The organism is Aeromonas sp. Y311-2, assembly GCF_027706025.1.
Classification (GTDB): Bacteria; Pseudomonadota; Gammaproteobacteria; order Enterobacterales; family Aeromonadaceae; genus Aeromonas; species Aeromonas veronii.
In genome coordinates this window covers 42,311-57,681 of the sequence record NZ_JAPDCL010000020.1, presented here as the reverse complement: position 1 = coordinate 57,681, position 15,371 = coordinate 42,311, and the positions used below count along the sequence as shown (strand labels likewise).

Below are 15,371 nucleotides of genomic sequence, written 5' to 3'. Positions count from 1 at the left end.
CTTCTTTTTAACTTGTAATGGTGTCGGGATTAACCAGTTTGCGGATCAGCGGCAGCAGATCTGACGCCAGCATGCCCCGCTCGCCGTCAGCGGCGGCCTGATCTGCAGCCTCGCCGTGGATCACGGCGCCCAGCCAGCTTGCCATGGTGGCAGACCAGCCCTGGGCCAAAAGGGCGGCGATTATACCAGATAACAGATCGCCCATCCCGCCACTTGCCATGCCGGGATTGCCTTCACAACAGAGAGCGACCCGCTCGCCGTCATAAATAAGTGTTCCCGCCCCTTTTAACAACACCACACCGCCATAACGCCGCTGCAGCGCCTGCACGGCGGCAAACCGGTCGGTTTCAATCTCGGCAATGGTGCATCCCAGCAGGCGCGCAGCTTCACCGGGATGGGGCGTGAGCACCCAATTATCCTGATGGCGGGGAGATTGCGCCAGCCAATTCAATCCATCGGCGTCCAAAACCAGTGGCAGCCGTTCGGTGAGATAACGGGCGATTTGCGCGCGTCCCCACTCATCCTGACCGAGCCCGGGGCCAATGACCCGCACCGACGCCCACCCCTCGTCATCAGCGGTAGTGAGACTCATCAGTTCGGGTTGATAGAGGCTGACCGGTGGATGATCCGGATGCTGACACACCCGCACCAGCCCGGCCCCCGCCCGCAGGCAGGCGCGGGCCGCCAGCACGATGGCCCCCTGCATGCCGCGATTGCCCCCCACCAGCAGCACCTTGCCATAAGAGCCCTTGTGGGAAGCGCGCTGGCGCGGGGTCAGTTGCGTGCTCAGCTGCGGATAATCGATACACCAGGCAGCGGGCAGCATAGTGTCATCCGGCGTGACGCCAAGGGGATCACAGTCAAGCTGGCCGACACAATCCACCCCGTCGCCGGTGAGCATCCCCTGCTTGATACCGATAAAGGTGAGGGTGCGCGTGGCCTGCACCACGGCCCCCATGGCACGGCCGGTATCGCCGTTGAGGCCGGAGGGGAGATCCACCGCCAGCACGGGCACAGCCAAGCCATTGATTGTTGCGACGATCTTTGTCAGTAGTGGCGAGAGGGGCGTGTTGACACCGGTGCCAAACAGGGCATCAACCACCAGATCCGGGGCGGAGTGCTGGTCCTTATCAAACTGCTCGGCCAGCCAGACCCGGCCACCGGCCGCCAGCCACTCATCGGCGGCCCGTCTGGCATCCCCCTTCAGCTGGTCGGGTGCTCTGGCGGCAATCACCACCACCTCAATGCCAATCTGGCGGGCAAGGCGGGCCAGCACATAGCCATCACCGCCGTTATTGCCGGGGCCGACGAAGATCCACCAGCAGCGACTGTCGGGCCAATGCAGGGTGGCATAGGTGCGCAGCGCGGCACCGGCTCGCTCCATCAGGGCATAGAGAGGTTGCCCCTCACGCGCGGCCCAGTTGCGCTCCAGTGCGCGGATCTGTTCAGTCTGCCACAACCCCTGTGGTAAACTGCTCCCCTCTTTTGTGCCCAACGCGCCCCTGATGATCTCTACCATGACGGCTCCCGCCTCTTATCAATCGACCCACGCCAGCAAACACCGGCCAGGCCAAGCCGCATGAGCGCACCTGACTTCCACCAGCTGGCCCACGATATCAAGCTCTGGGCACGGGAGCTAGGATTTGACCAGGCGGGCATCACCGACACCGACCTGCGTATCGAAGAGCCGAGATTGCAGGCCTGGCTGGATGCGGGCTATCACGGCAGCATGGATTACATGGCGCGCCACGGCATGATGCGCGCGCGCCCCCACGAGCTGCTGCCGGGCACGGTGCGGGTGTTGTCGGTACGGATGAACTACCTGCCGTTCGAGGCGGGTTTTGCCGCCACCCTGCGCGATCCGACCCTCGGCTATATCAGCCGCTATGCCCTCGGCCGCGACTACCACAAGGTGCTGCGCAACCGGCTCAAACAGCTGGGTGATCGCATCGAAGCGCGCTGCGCCGAGCTGTTTCAGGGCACCGAAGATACCTTGGGTGAGTGGCGCCCCTTCGTCGACTCCGCCCCCATCCTAGAGCGGCCGCTGGCAGCCAAGGCGGGCCTCGGCTGGGTTGGCAAACACTCACTGCTGCTCAACGAATCGGCCGGCTCCTTCTTCTTTCTCGGTGAGCTGTTGCTCAACCTGCCGCTGCCGCTCGACCAGCCAGTGGAGAAGGAGCAGTGCGGCAAGTGCGTCGCCTGCATCAACATCTGCCCGACCGGCGCCATTGTCGCCCCTTATGTGGTGGATGGCCGCCGCTGCATCTCCTATCTCACCATCGAGAACGACGGTCCTATTCCGGAAGAGTTCAGGCCCTTGATGGGCAACCGCATCTACGGCTGCGACGACTGCCAGCTTATCTGCCCCTGGAATCGCTACGCAGATGCCAGCCCGGAACCCGATTTTAGCCCCCGCCCCAGCCTGCACCGCCCGCCCCTGCTGGCGCTGTGGTGCTGGAGCGAGAGCGATTTCCTCAAACAGACCGAGGGGAGCCCGATCCGCCGCATCGGCTATCAACGCTGGCGCCGCAATCTGGCAGTCGCCCTTGGCAATGGCCCGGCGACCCCCGAGGTGATCGCGGCTCTGCAACTGGGGCTGACCACCGCCGATCCCATGGTGGCCGAACATATCGAATGGGCGCTGACCACCCTTGCCCGGCGTCAGGATGAAGAGAACAAGAAGACCCGTTTGCTGATCCGCTGCATCGAAAAAGGTCTGTCGGATCACGCATAAGTGATCTGCCCCTTGCCGGATTGCAGCACTTTTTTCATGCTCTGCCGACCTGCAGTGCCCATAACAGCGTGGTCACTGCAAACTGGTCGGCACACAACAAGGACAACACAGATGCATATGTTGGGAGTGGATATTGGAGGCTCAGGGATCAAGGGCTGTCTGGTCGATACCAAAACCGGCGAATTGATTGGCGAGCGCCATCGCATTGCCACACCGCAACCGGCCACCCCGGCCGCCATCGCCCATACCCTCAAGGCGCTGGTCGAACATTTCGACTGGAAAGGACCGGTGGGTTGCGGCTTTCCCGCCACCATCCACAACGGGGTTGCCAAGAGTGCCGCCAACATCGACAAGAGCTGGATCGAAACCGATGCCGAGCATCTGTTTGCCGATGTCACCGGCAAGCCCTGCTATGTGCTGAATGATGCCGATGCCGCCGGTCTGGCCGAGATGCGCTTTGGTGCCGGCAAGGATCGCAAGGGGGTCATCATCCTCATCACGGTCGGTACCGGCATCGGCACCGCCATCTTCGTCAACGGCCATCTGCTGCCCAACACCGAGCTGGGCCATCTGATGCTGGAAGGAATGGTCGCCGAGCACTACTGCTCCGATGCGGCGCGCAAACGGGAAGATCTCTCCTGGAACCGCTGGGGCAAGCGCTTCAACAAATATCTGGCGCGCCTCGAGTTTCTCTTCTCCCCCGACCTCTTCATTCTGGGGGGCGGCAGCGCAGCCAAGCTGGATAAGTTTGTCGATCGCATCGAGACCCGGGCGCCACTGATTCCGGCGGCCAGCCTCAATCAGGCGGGCATTATCGGGGCCGCCCTCTACGCGGCCGAGCAGCAGGGCTAACCGACGCTCACTGCAAGTCAGCAGATATCCAATGGAAAGGGCCCGGTACTGCTGCCGGGCCCTTTTGTTTGGCCGTTATCTTGCGTGTTTGGCACTTATCACCCGTTACATGTCGTCGAGTCGATGCACCCCGTGCACCAGTCGGGTCAGGCGGGTCTGCTCCAGCCCGGCCAGATTCTCGAGCAAAGCGGTGGTGGCCGGTGTCGGGCACTCCCGTGCCAGATGGCTCAGCTCGCCCACCAGCTGCTCTTCCCAGCGGCATACCTGAGTGACGATATCCTGGGTCTGGACTGATGCCGGCAGCTCGAAGCGGGTAATGGCAGGCAGCATGTCCTCGCTGAAACTCTGGTTCAGCCAGGTCTCCCTGACCGCCTCTCCCAGCTGAGCGGCATATTCGTGCAGATGGGCACTGGCCGCATCCTCACGCCCTTGCAGATAGACCAGCAACATCCGGCTCCGTTCGTTGTCCACCTGACTGGTCAAACGCCCGTAACAGAGCCCGAGCTGGTGATGAACCTGTTCAAGATAGTGCAGCAACTCTTTGATCTGTTGGAATCTCATCGCACTGCCCTCCATGCTTGTCGGCATCATCAGTATAAAAAACAAGCGCAACCGACCCAATCCCTATCCGAGCCCCCCTTGCGCTGCATCAAGGTTGACGCCGACAAAGTGGCGATCAGGTGATCCGGTCACGAATAGGGAACGATTTGTGCAGCAATTTGTGCAACGATGGAGGAACATTAAGCTCGACAGCAGATGTAAACAGAAACGGGCTGGCACACTAATAAAACCAGCATATACCCGATATAAACCATCTTTAATTCGGTCATATCCCGTAGGGACGAAACAGGATCTGGAAGAGCAACAATACCATCCTGATCGTTATCCGCCTGACAGAAATCCTTATCACTTTTTTAGACGTCTAGACGTAAAAACATGCGTTGACATGGCCATCCAGACATCTTAGCATCATCCTCCATGATGACAGAGTAACCCAGTGGAACCTCTGCCCAATTTCCCCGCCTGTAGCGCCCTGTGCTTTAAGGCTGTTTGCACGGAAGAATCCATGATTAAGTTGATCGGTCTCAACAAAGTCTACGGTACAGGCAGTGACGCCGTGCACGCCCTGCGTGATGTGAGTCTGCATGTACCCCAAGGCAAAATTTTCGGGGTGATCGGTGCCTCCGGTGCCGGCAAGAGTACCCTCATTCGTTGTGTCAACCTGCTGGAGCGCCCGACAGAGGGACAAGTCATCGTTGATGGCCAGGATCTGGTCGCCCTGAGCGAACGGGACCTTACCCAGGCTCGCCGCCAGATCGGGATGATTTTCCAGCACTTCAACCTGCTGGCCTCCCGCACCGTGTTTGCCAACATAGCCTTTCCACTGGAGCTGGCGGGCTGGAGCAAAGAGAAGATCCAGCAACGGGTTGCCGAGCTGCTGGCGCTGGTCGGGCTGGAAGCCCGTGCCCAGGCCTATCCGTCCGAGCTTTCCGGCGGTCAGAAACAGCGCGTCGCCATTGCCCGCGCACTGGCTCCGGCCCCCAAGGTACTGCTTTGTGACGAGGCCACCTCGGCCCTCGACCCGCAGACCACCCGCTCGATCCTGACCCTGCTCAAGGAGATTAACGTCAAGCTGGGGCTCACCATCCTGCTCATCACCCACGAGATGGATGTGGTGAAGGGGATCTGTGACGAAGTGGCCATCATCAGCGACGGCCGTCTGATCGAACACGGCGAAGTGGCCTGGTTCTTCAGCAACGCCAAGACCCAGCTGGCCCGTGACTTCATCCACTCCACCATCCATCTGGAGGTACCGCAGGAGTATCAGGATCGGATGAGCAGCGAGCGGGTGCCGGGCAGCTACCCGCTGGTGAAGCTTGGCTTTACCGGCAGCACGGTCGATACGCCGCTGATCTCCGAGGCAAGTCGCCGTTTCAATATCGACATCAGCATTCTGAGCGCGGACATCGAGTACGCCGGTGGCGTCAAATTCGGTTTCCTGCTGGCCGAGCTGTTCGGGGATGAAGCCCAGTGCGAGGCGACCCAGCAGTTTCTCATCGACAACCACATTCAGCTGGAGGTAATGGGTTATGTCCGAAGCCATGATTAATCTGCTCATCACGGCCCTGGGCGACACCCTGATCATGGTGTTTGCCTCCGCCCTGTTTGGCTGCCTGCTGGGTCTGCCGCTCGGCGTGGCACTGCATGTGACCAAGGCGGGCCAGATCCTGGCCAACCCCTTGCTCAACCGTACTCTGGGCATGGTGGTCAACGTGGGTCGCTCGGTGCCCTTTATCATCCTGCTGGTCGCCATCATTCCGCTGACCCGGCTGATTGTCGGCACCAGTATCGGCACCATCGCCGCCATCGTGCCGCTGACTGTCGGCTGCATCCCCTTCATCGCCCGTCTGGTGGAAGGGGCCCTGATGGAGGTGCCGGACGGCCTGCTGGAAGCGGCCAAGGCGATGGGCGCCAAGCCGCTGCAAATTATCACCAAGGTGCTGCTGCCCGAGGCTCTGCCCGGCATCCTCAACAGCGTCACCATTACCCTCGTCACGCTGGTGAACTACTCGGCCATGGCCGGGGCCATCGGTGGCGGTGGTCTGGGGGATGTGGGTATTCGTTATGGTTATCAGCGCTTTGACCCGACCGTCATGCTGGTGACTGTGGTTATCCTGGTAGTACTGGTTCAACTTATCCAGAGCGCGGGTGAGCGCCTGGTCAACAAATGTGATCATCGTTAATCGTCGATTTCTGACAGGAGGTTTTATGAAATTTGGCATCAAATCCGTTGCAGCTGCCCTGCTGGCTGGTCTGGTTCTGGCCGGTTGCGGTCAAAAAGAAGAGAGCAAGGTTCTGAAAGTGGGCGCTATTGCCGGCCCGGAGACCGAGCTGGTTGAAGTGGCTGCCAAGGTCGCCAAAGAGAAATACGGTCTGGACGTTCAGATCGTCAACTTCTCCGACTACGTCACCCCGAACGTAGCGCTGAACGATGGCAGCATCGACGTCAACGCCTTCCAGCACAAACCCTATCTGGATGCGCAAGTGCGTGATCGCGGCTTCAAGCTGGTGCCGGTTGGCAACACCTTCGTCTACCCGATTGCCGGTTACTCCAAGAAGATCAAGGCGCTGAGCGAGCTGCAAGATGGCGCTCAGATCGCGGTACCGAACGATCCGACCAACCTGGGTCGCTCCCTGATCCTGCTGGCCAAACAGGGCCTGATCACCCTGAAGGATGGCGCCGGTCTGGAAGCCACCGTGCTGGATATCGCCAGCAACCCGCGCAACTTCAAGATTGTCGAGCTGGAAGCAGCCCAACTGCCGCGCTCGCTGGAAGACGTGGACTTGGCCATCATCAACAACACCTTCGCCGGTCAAATTGGTCTGACCCCGACCGAGAACGGCCTGTTTGTTGAGGACAAAGAGTCCCCCTACGTCAACCTGATCGTCGCCCGCGACAACAACAAGGATGACGAGAAGGTCAAACAGTTCGTACAAGCTTTCCAGACCGATGATGTCTACAAGAAAGGTCTCGAGCTGTTCAAAGGCGGCCTGGTAAAAGGTTGGTAATTGCTCACTCGGCAAAAAAGGCCACGCAATGCGTGGCCTTTTTTATTGGCGCCGCTATCATATCCGCGAGCACGGCAACACGAACATACTCATAACATGAAAAAATGGTATCTGGCCTACTGCAAGCCAAAAGAAGAGGCCCGCGCCCGCGCCCACCTCGATGCCCAGGGTATCGAATCCTATTACCCCATGGTGGAGATCGAGAAGCTGCGCCGGGGCAAGCGAGTTCCGGTACGGGAACCCATGTTCCCCAACTATCTGTTTATCTTCGTCGATTTGGAAGAGGTAACACCGGTCACCCTGAAGTCGACCCGCGGCATCAGCCGGATCATCCACTTTGGCAGTGAATGGACCCCCATCAGCAGCAAGCTGGTCTATCAGCTGATGAGCCGCGATGACAGCGACGAGGCGAGAGCCAGCTACGCCAGCCTTCCCTGCTCGGGCGACAAGGTGCTGATTGAAGAGGGGCCACTTGCCGGCTTCGAAGCCATCTATATGGAGCCGGATGGAGAGAAACGGGCGATTTTGCTGGTCAGCCTGCTCAACCGGGAGACCACCAGCAGCTTCGACAACCACACCTTCAGACGTCTGGACTAAACCCACGGGCCAGACGGCCCGGTGAATGGCAATAGCAATGGCGGGATAATCCCGCCATCTCACGCATCAAGATCAAAGCGGGCGATGACCGCCTTCAGCTTGCCGGTATCGCCAGCCAGTCTGGCTACGATCTCCTCCCCCTGCTGACTACGCTGACAGGATTGCCGACTGAGCGCGGCAATGTCGTCGACCGTCCCGGATACCTCGGCGGCCACCCTCGACTGCTGCTCGGTTGCCACCGAAATGGCCTCCAGCTGGCCCGACAGCGACTGAACCAGCTGGTTCATGGCACTCAGGGTATCGGTCACCAATCCAACAGCATCCCGCCCTTGCTCTACCAACCGGGTACCACTGCTGACGGTACTTACCGTCTGGCGAGTCTGCTGGGAGATGGCCGCAATAGTCTGGCTGATCTCGGCGGTGGATTGATGGGTGCGGGTTGCCAGCTGGCGAACCTCATCGGCCACCACCGCAAAACCACGCCCCTGCTCGCCTGCCCGCGCCGCTTCTATCGCCGCATTGAGTGCCAGCAGATTGGTCTGCTCGGCTATAGTGGCGATCACCTCGGTGATCTGCCCTACCTGTTCACTCTGATGCTCCAGCAGCCCCATGGCTTCGTTGGCCTGTCCAATCATGGCGGCAATCTGCTGCATGGTATCGCTCATTCGCGCCAGCGCGGCCTCTCCCTGACGGGTCTGCTGCCGCACCTGATGGGCTCCATCCGCCACACCGGCAATGTTGCCAGCCACATCACGAGCACTCACTGACATCTGATCGATAGCCGCCGCCACCGCATCGACCCGCTGATCCTGCTCCGTAAGATCCGCCACTATGGCTCTGGTAGTGCTGCCCACATCGAGACAGGCCACCTCGACCTGCCCCACTGCGCCCTGCAACTCCCCGACCAGATGATGTAACTGGGCAGACATCCGGTTGATGGAACCGGTCAACTCTCCCAACTCATCCTGCCCTGTGATTGGCAAGGGCTCAGCCGCCAGCCGGCCATCCGCAACCTGCCCCGCCCGGGTCACCAGACAGGCAATGTCACGGGTCAGACGGTGACTAAAGAGCCATGCGACCACCATGCCAAGCACGATGGCGCTGCCGGTAGCCAACAGCAGTGTCTGGTTGATAGCCCTCCCGGCTCCGGTCATCTGCGCCGAAATCTGATCCACCTCGGCACGGGTTTTCCCCACCTGCTGGACCAGCTGCTCGCTGAGGCTGGACTGCATCGGCTCGATGTCGGTGGCCATCAGGTAGTTTGCCTGATCCCAATCCGGCGCCTGGCGTTTCTCGATCACCTGCCCCACCAGCTCGGAGAAGGGGGGCGCCATCTCTTCAAACAGCTGCCAGAGGCTCTGCTGGGTGTCGGTAAAGAGCGCGGCTTGCTGTTTAACCTCAGCCACCCGCTGCTGATGAAACTGGTAGTAATCCTGATATTTGCTGCGGTATTCGGGATCGCCTGAGATAAGAAAATCCCTCAGGGCAGAGAGGGCGTTGGCGAGGCTGTTATAGGCATCTCCCACCTGTTTGAGCAGCATGCGGCGATCGCCGGAGAGTTGATCCTGCGGAGTGCCAACTTCTTCATTGGCAAAGGATTGCAACTGATCGAGCGCCGCCTCCACCAACGGCCCCGCCTCCTGCAACATCAGGGTGTGAGCGGGCAGATTCTCTTCGCTCTGGGCGATGGTCCACACCTTCTCCTGATGGCTTTTGAAGGTCTCGAGAGACTTGGCGAGCGCCGGGCTGAACGCCTGATGGGCGATGGCCTGCCAGGCCGACTCCCACTCCTGCTTGAGGCGGGAAGCCTGAGCCGGATCCTTGCCGAGGATCAGATAGCCACGCAGGGCAGAAACGGTGGCAACCAGTGCCTTCTGGCTCGCCTCATCCCGCTGCAGGGCGGGCAGCGCCTGCTCCAGCAGGGTGTGTTGGGCCTGATTGATCTGGGTCAGCCGGTAATAGACCAGCGTGGAGGAGAGCAGGATCAGCAGGTTGATAAAACCGAAGCTGAGCAGCAACTTGCTTGAGATTTTCATGAACATCCTTGTTCAAACGGAGGGATCCAGCCAACAGAATCAGATAGATATCAGTGTAGGCAATCTATCTTGCCAAGTCCGGTGCCAATTAGCCAATTCACTGCGCGGCATCGGGCGGGCAGAGAAAAATCCCTGACAGAGGTCGCAACCGAGTTGGGCCAGCACTCGCCAGGTTGCCTCATCCTCTACCCCTTCCGCCACCGACTTCAGCCCCAGCTTGCGGGCCAACTCGATACTGGACTCGATGATAGCCAAACGTGACGGATCGGCATGGCAGCGATCGACAAAGGAGCGATCCAGCTTGAGTTCGGTGAACGGCAACAGTGCCAGCTGCTGCATTGAGGAGTAGCCGGTACCAAAATCATCGATGGAGAGGCCAAAGCCATGCATCCTTAGCCGGGTCAGCACCTCCAGAGACTTGCCCAGATCCTGTACGAATGCGCTCTCGGTCACCTCCAGAGTGATAAGCTCCGGATTGATACTCCAGCGCTTGCACTGATCAATCAATAAGTTGCAGAGGTCCCCTTCAATGAGTGAGGTGGTAGAGAGGTTCATCGACAGATTGAGTGACAACCCGGTTTCCTCCCATAAATGACCATCACTCAGAGATTTGCTGATGATCACCTCGGTCAACGGATCGATAAGCCCGTTGCTCTCCGCCAGTGAAATAAAACGCCCGGGAGGGATCAGGCCAAACTCGGGGTGTTGCCAGCGGGCCAACGCCTCCATCCCGACCCACTCGCCGGATGCAAAACTCACCTTGGGCTGATACCAGGGCAGCAGTTGATCTTGTTCGATCGCCCGACGCAACTCATCGAGTCCTATTCTGTGCCCCTCTTCCTCCCTGAGGGGTTCCTGCCGGGGTGACCAAGCCTGGATAAGCCGCTGGAGCTGCTGCGGCGTTGAGGGTTTCTCTATGCGACCGAGCACCTGCAGGCCATAAGCGGTACTCATACGCAATACGGCTTCGACCACATCCCCCTCAAGCGCGCTGGAGAGGATAATTCCGCCCTGAAAACCACCCAGCGACAGGCGGCGCAACAGCGCCATGCCATCCATTCCGGGCATTCGCAGATCGCAAAACAGGATATCGACGTTGTGTTGCTGGCTAAGCGCCAACGCCTCGATACCATCAACCGCTTCCAGCAGATTCGGGTAACCCAGGCTGCGGATCTGGTGCAGCAGCGCCTTGCGCTGAAATCCATGGTCTTCCACGACCATGATGACCAACTCATGTTGTGCTTTTTTCATCGAGCCATAATCCAATGTCGTGGGCAATCGCCGTCATCAACCTCTGCACTGTGCTGACCAGATCGTCGATCTCGTCGAGCCGCTTCAATCGCGCTGCCGATTCCAGCATGGCAGCCTGGCTGGCAAGCTCCTCCAACCCGACCATTCGGGCAGCCCCCTTGATCCGGTGGGCTGTCTCTACCAAAGCGCTGGCATCATGACAAATAAGCGCTGCCATCATAGCCTCGCCATCCTGCCGGTTGGAATCGAGATACTCCACCGCCATGGCTCGCGCGGTCAGCTCGTCACCAAACAGCGCCAACCAGCGCTCAGCCTGCATGCCTGTAGCCCCAACAACGGGCGCAACCGCGCTTCTGGTTGGCGTCCTCTCTGCCAGCCAATGGGCCAGCATCTGGCGCAAGATATCCAGCGGGTAGGGCTTCAGTAACATGTCACTCATGCCAGCCTCTACCATACGAGCACTCGCCTCTTCCGACGTATCTGCCGTTACCCCTATGATGGGGGCCGTCACTCCCGCAGCCCGCAGCGCCTTGGTCAGGGCATAACCATCCATCACCGGCATATGGCAATCAGTCAACAGCAGAGAGAATTGCTGTCCCTGCCAAGCCCGCAGAGCCTTCTCGCCATCTTCCACGACCTGAGCCTCGATACCAAGAATGGCTAACTGCCGTGCCAACAAGGCACGATTGACCGGATGATCATCAGCCACCAATACTTTGCCACCCAGCTTCTCTGCAAGCGCAGGGAGGATTGGTGTGACCCGCTCCTGTAGCAATTCGTGGCAGCTCTCCAGCAGAAGATCCGGATAGAGAGGAGATAGCCCCAGGCGCCACCATTTCTGTTCACCAATCCGACCCCGTAACGCCTCATCGGGTGACGCTATGATCCCCTTCAGCGCAGAGTGTTGCAGCCAGCTTTGCCATTCCCCCCCAAGCGCTTGCTCAAGCCACCGTTGATCGGCCAACAGCAACCCTTCCAGTGAGCGACTGAGCTCATTGGCCCCCAAGTACCTGAGCTTGGCCCCCTGCCGTACCATGGCCGCTTCGAGGTTGGTGTCATCGCTGAAAAACCACCATTCTGTGTCAGCCAGAGCTGGGGGATCCCACTGCGGATTGGTTAGCGGCACGGTGAAGCGGAAGCAGGAGCCCTCTCCTGCCTTGCTGGTCAGTGCCAGTGCCCCACCCATTTTGCATACCAGCTGCTCACAGATTGCCAACCCCAGTCCGGTGCCACCAAAACGACGGTTGATATCTGACTCCACCTGCTCAAAAGGCGTGAACAGCAGCGCCTGCTTCTCTTCGGCGATCCCGATACCGGTGTCACTGACACTGATGGTCAGTTGCTCGCTCAGGTAGCTGACCCGAATCGTAATCCCCCCTTGTTCGGTAAACTTCACCGCATTGTTGAGCAGGTTGGAGATGACCTGACCGATACGCACCCCATCGATGTCGGCCCAATCCGGCACATGATGCTCCCACTCCAGCACCACATTGAGCCCCTTGTTATGAGCCAGTGCCGCGTGGCCACGAATGGCATCGCAGATCACCGTTTGCAACCGGCTGCTCTGGTAATTCAACTGCAACTGACCCGCTTCTATCTTGGAAAAATCGAGGATGTCATTGACCAGATAGAGCAGGTTATTGGTCGAGGTGACCACATTGCGCACCATAAAACGCTGGTCGTCGTTCAGCTCGCTCATTTGCAGCAATTCGAGCATGCCATGCATGCCTGAAATGGGTGTTCGTAGTTCATGGCTCATGGTTGCCAAAAAGCGGCTGCGAGCCTGCATCGCCTGCTCGGCATAGGCGCGAGCTTCGCGCAACTCATATTCCTGTTGCTTGAGGGCTGTGATGTCCTGAATCACCCCGTTAAGGATCAGTGCTTGCTGCTCCTGTCTGACAAAGTTGCCACGCACTTGCAGATAGCGATCTCCATCAGGTCGCTCCACCTTGACCTCCAGGTCGAGGGGCGCCAGAGTCTCGGCATGATTGGCCACCTTGCTGACAAAATCCTGAAGCGCCTGTTCGGTAAAGCCAAATACCTCACCGGCCGACTCAGCGCCAAACAGTTCCCTATTGGTCACCCCCAAGATCTCATTAGCCCCCTCAGAAGCGTAGAGAAAGCGTCCCTTACCCGGTCCCAGCCATAGATATTGGTAAACAACGCCAGGCATGCTGTCAGTAATCTGGGTTAGGCGATTTTCAGCCTGACGGGCGCGCTCCTCCGCCTCCTTGATCCGGCTGACATCGGTCAGTACTGTCAACACCCCCAGCATATTGCCATCAGGAGCGCGATAAGGGCGTTTGGCATAGATAACATGGCAGGGCGTACCATCAGCTCGCAGGTTGCTCCCTGCCCCCTCCAGATCCTGTCCTGTCTGCCACACTAAACGCTCTTCTTCCAACACACTGTTTCTGAGTGTCTCTGGCATGTTTTGCAGCTCCTCACTGCAACTGCCAGCACCGAGAAAAGCATCGCGATAGGCCTGATTGCACAAGGTGATCCGCTGCTCGCTATCACGTAGCGCCACCATGGTTGGCAGTGAGTTGAGCAAAGTCTGCACAAACAGCAACTGTTCGTTCAGCTTGTCCTCTGCGATTTTCCGCTGCGCAATCTGGCGACGCAAACTGCGAGCCCAGAACATCACCAGCAAACCGCTGACGAGCAAGGCGCCCCCCCCTATGGCCAACCATTTGTAAATCAGGGTGTAATCAGACTCGATATTGACCGACACATTGAGCCAGCGTCGTTCCAGCAGTTGCCACTCCTCATCCGTGATGGTCAGCAGCAACTTGTCCATGATTCGGAGCAACTCGGGCTGAGCATTGTCGACGGCCATACTGATAGGTACGGAAAATTCGGGAGAGCTCAGCACCACCTGATACTTATCATTGAACCCCTTCATCGCCTGCTGTCCCAGATTGGTCATGGTCAACAGCACATATTCGGCTCGCCCAGTATCAAGCAAGGTCAGTAAATCGGCATCTTTGCCTACTTCGATAATATTGGCGCCCAGCGCGTGAATGAGAGAGGCTTCGTAAGAGCCCGTCACACCACCAATCAGACGCCCTTTCAGCTCGACCAACGACTTCAGCGGGCGAGCACCGTGTCTGGCTACAACATAGCTGTCTAACTTCAGATAGGAGGAGGTAAAAGAGGCAAAGGACTGACGATCCTTGAGCGGTGTCATCAAGGGAATAAGGTCCACTTTGTGCTCTTTCAGCATTTTAAGTGACTCCTGCCAGGTATTTGTCGACGCCAGCTCAAAGCGGATCCCGGAGCGCAGACTCAATAACTTCATCAGGTCTGCCGTATAGCCATGCAATTCACCTTCGTCATCGATTTCACTGATGCCGGCAAATCTGGGGGCAACGGCGAACTTGATGACCTTGTTTCTCTGCTTCAGCCAACTAGACTCATCTGGTTCCGGCAACAGACCAGCGTTGGCGCGTTCATCTTCCTGATGCAACCGTAATCGTGAGTCTGCAACGGGTATCCGTTGATATGCCTGCCAAAGCTTCTCACTCAGTTCTGGCTGGAGGGAACTGGTCGCCATCGTCAACGTGCTGCCAGAAAGCCACCCAGGAGCGACAACCCCCATTGACGCTGGCATTCTCTCCATCTTGAGGGTAACAATTGGCCCCAACTCAAGATATGCATCGACAGCGCCCAGCTTGACCATATAGGTCGCCTCAGTGCGGCTCTCCAGCTCAGTTACATCAGAGATCCCCAAACGCGCCAATTCATTACAACTGCCAAACCCGCGAATACAGACCCAGCGTAACTTGCGCGCCTGCTCCAGGGTCAATTGCTGATCCGGGGTATGCATTAAAATGGAGCGGGCATATGAACCGATACTGCCGATATGGTTTATCCCCTTCAGCTCAAGAGCATTACGTTCGACCCCGATTAATGCATCGATCTGGCCACCTTGGAGAGCAATCTGGGCATCTACGTAGGAGTTGTAGGGGATATAACGCAATGACACGCCCATTTCGGCTGCAATACGCGAGGCCAGCTCCTTGAGCGGACCGGCATAACGCAGGTTGGGGAGTTGATAGATGAAAGGGGGATAACCACCACGGGGAACCCCGACCAGCAGCTCCTTTTGTGCAGAAATTTCGTTACTTGTGCTCTCATCTTGCGGTTGGGGAGCCGCAACAGCCAACATGCCTGAAAACAACAGCAAAATGGGAAGAAAAAGCTGACGAAGGAGTGGCATAAGGTCTTGTCCTGATGAGTAAAACAGATAGGGCTGCCACCTCTAATCTTGCAGATCCTGACGACGCAAGGCGAGAAAACAATCGCAGCTGTTACAATGAGGGCGGAGA

At 58.5% G+C, this 15,371-nt stretch carries 11 protein-coding genes; 6 read left to right on the top strand and 5 right to left on the bottom strand.

The features are described 5' to 3' along the window. Nucleotides 1-7 precede the first annotated feature (7 nt). Nucleotides 8-1,519, bottom strand: coding sequence for an NAD(P)H-hydrate dehydratase (locus OKC42_RS17090; protein ID WP_270820324.1), 1,512 nt, complete (start codon nt 1,517-1,519; stop codon nt 8-10). Between the two features lie 60 nt (nt 1,520-1,579). Here OKC42_RS17090 and queG point away from each other — a divergent pair, with 60 nt between their 5' ends. Both queG and ppgK read left to right on the top strand, forming a co-directional pair. Continuing rightward, complete coding sequence (gene queG, locus OKC42_RS17085) at nt 1,580-2,734, top strand: tRNA epoxyqueuosine(34) reductase QueG (RefSeq protein WP_257687179.1); 1,155 nt, start codon at nt 1,580-1,582, stop codon at nt 2,732-2,734. A 111-nt stretch (nt 2,735-2,845) separates the two neighbouring features. Beyond that, the gene (gene ppgK, locus OKC42_RS17080; RefSeq protein WP_005339062.1) at nt 2,846-3,586 is read left to right on the top strand and encodes a polyphosphate--glucose phosphotransferase; all 741 of its coding nucleotides are present in this window, start codon (nt 2,846-2,848) and stop codon (nt 3,584-3,586) included. A 105-nt stretch (nt 3,587-3,691) separates the two neighbouring features. On the opposite strand, the gene OKC42_RS17075 is transcribed toward ppgK, so the two are convergent. Beyond that, entirely contained in the window at nt 3,692-4,147 is a 456-nt protein-coding gene (locus OKC42_RS17075; protein WP_021231947.1) for a hypothetical protein, read from the bottom strand. Nucleotides 4,148-4,652: 505 nt separating this feature from the next. Between OKC42_RS17075 and metN the strand changes: the two genes are divergently transcribed. The 4 genes from metN to rfaH all read left to right on the top strand — a co-directional run bounded on the left by metN (nt 4,653) and on the right by rfaH (nt 7,753). After that, nucleotides 4,653-5,696, top strand: a complete 1,044-nt coding sequence (gene metN, locus OKC42_RS17070; RefSeq protein ID WP_110303434.1) for a methionine ABC transporter ATP-binding protein MetN — start codon at nt 4,653-4,655, stop codon at nt 5,694-5,696. After that, on the top strand, nt 5,677-6,330 hold the full coding sequence (locus OKC42_RS17065; RefSeq protein WP_005339070.1) for a methionine ABC transporter permease: 654 nt from the start codon (nt 5,677-5,679) through the stop codon (nt 6,328-6,330). Before metN ends, OKC42_RS17065 begins: the two co-directional genes overlap by 20 nt. A gap of 25 nt (nt 6,331-6,355) precedes the next feature. Then, the gene (gene metQ, locus OKC42_RS17060) at nt 6,356-7,156 is read left to right on the top strand and encodes a methionine ABC transporter substrate-binding lipoprotein MetQ (protein WP_167565957.1); all 801 of its coding nucleotides are present in this window, start codon (nt 6,356-6,358) and stop codon (nt 7,154-7,156) included. Between the two features lie 96 nt (nt 7,157-7,252). After that, a complete protein-coding gene (rfaH, locus tag OKC42_RS17055) occupies nt 7,253-7,753 on the top strand; it encodes a transcription/translation regulatory transformer protein RfaH (RefSeq protein ID WP_005339074.1) in 501 nt (166 codons plus the stop codon). 59 nt (nt 7,754-7,812) lie between these two features. Here rfaH and OKC42_RS17050 read toward each other — a convergent pair whose 3' ends face one another. The 3 genes from OKC42_RS17050 to OKC42_RS17040 are packed head-to-tail and all read right to left on the bottom strand — an operon-like array spanning nt 7,813 to nt 15,262. After that, a complete protein-coding gene (locus OKC42_RS17050) occupies nt 7,813-9,789 on the bottom strand; it encodes a HAMP domain-containing methyl-accepting chemotaxis protein (protein WP_270820321.1) in 1,977 nt (658 codons plus the stop codon). Nucleotides 9,790-9,828: 39 nt separating this feature from the next. Further along, nucleotides 9,829-11,040 (bottom strand): EAL domain-containing response regulator, encoded by a 1,212-nt coding sequence (locus OKC42_RS17045; protein ID WP_100654486.1) that lies wholly within the window; start codon nt 11,038-11,040, stop codon nt 9,829-9,831. Further along, nucleotides 11,021-15,262 (bottom strand): ATP-binding protein, encoded by a 4,242-nt coding sequence (locus OKC42_RS17040; RefSeq protein ID WP_270820319.1) that lies wholly within the window; start codon nt 15,260-15,262, stop codon nt 11,021-11,023. Before OKC42_RS17040 ends, OKC42_RS17045 begins: the two co-directional genes overlap by 20 nt. Nucleotides 15,263-15,371 lie beyond the last annotated feature (109 nt).

Excerpts from the sequence above, each read along its gene's own strand:
- OKC42_RS17090 (WP_270820324.1), bottom strand. The coding sequence starts at position 1,519 with ATGGTAGAGATCATCAGGGGCGCGTTGGGCACAAAAGAGGGGAGCAGT.
- queG (WP_257687179.1), top strand. The coding sequence starts at position 1,580 with ATGAGCGCACCTGACTTCCACCAGCTGGCCCACGATATCAAGCTCTGG.
- ppgK (WP_005339062.1), top strand. The coding sequence starts at position 2,846 with ATGCATATGTTGGGAGTGGATATTGGAGGCTCAGGGATCAAGGGCTGT.
- OKC42_RS17075 (WP_021231947.1), bottom strand. The coding sequence starts at position 4,147 with ATGAGATTCCAACAGATCAAAGAGTTGCTGCACTATCTTGAACAGGTT.
- metN (WP_110303434.1), top strand. The coding sequence starts at position 4,653 with ATGATTAAGTTGATCGGTCTCAACAAAGTCTACGGTACAGGCAGTGAC.
- OKC42_RS17065 (WP_005339070.1), top strand. The coding sequence starts at position 5,677 with ATGTCCGAAGCCATGATTAATCTGCTCATCACGGCCCTGGGCGACACC.
- metQ (WP_167565957.1), top strand. The coding sequence starts at position 6,356 with ATGAAATTTGGCATCAAATCCGTTGCAGCTGCCCTGCTGGCTGGTCTG.
- rfaH (WP_005339074.1), top strand. The coding sequence starts at position 7,253 with ATGAAAAAATGGTATCTGGCCTACTGCAAGCCAAAAGAAGAGGCCCGC.
- OKC42_RS17050 (WP_270820321.1), bottom strand. The coding sequence starts at position 9,789 with ATGAAAATCTCAAGCAAGTTGCTGCTCAGCTTCGGTTTTATCAACCTG.
- OKC42_RS17045 (WP_100654486.1), bottom strand. The coding sequence starts at position 11,040 with ATGAAAAAAGCACAACATGAGTTGGTCATCATGGTCGTGGAAGACCAT.
- OKC42_RS17040 (WP_270820319.1), bottom strand. The coding sequence starts at position 15,262 with ATGCCACTCCTTCGTCAGCTTTTTCTTCCCATTTTGCTGTTGTTTTCA.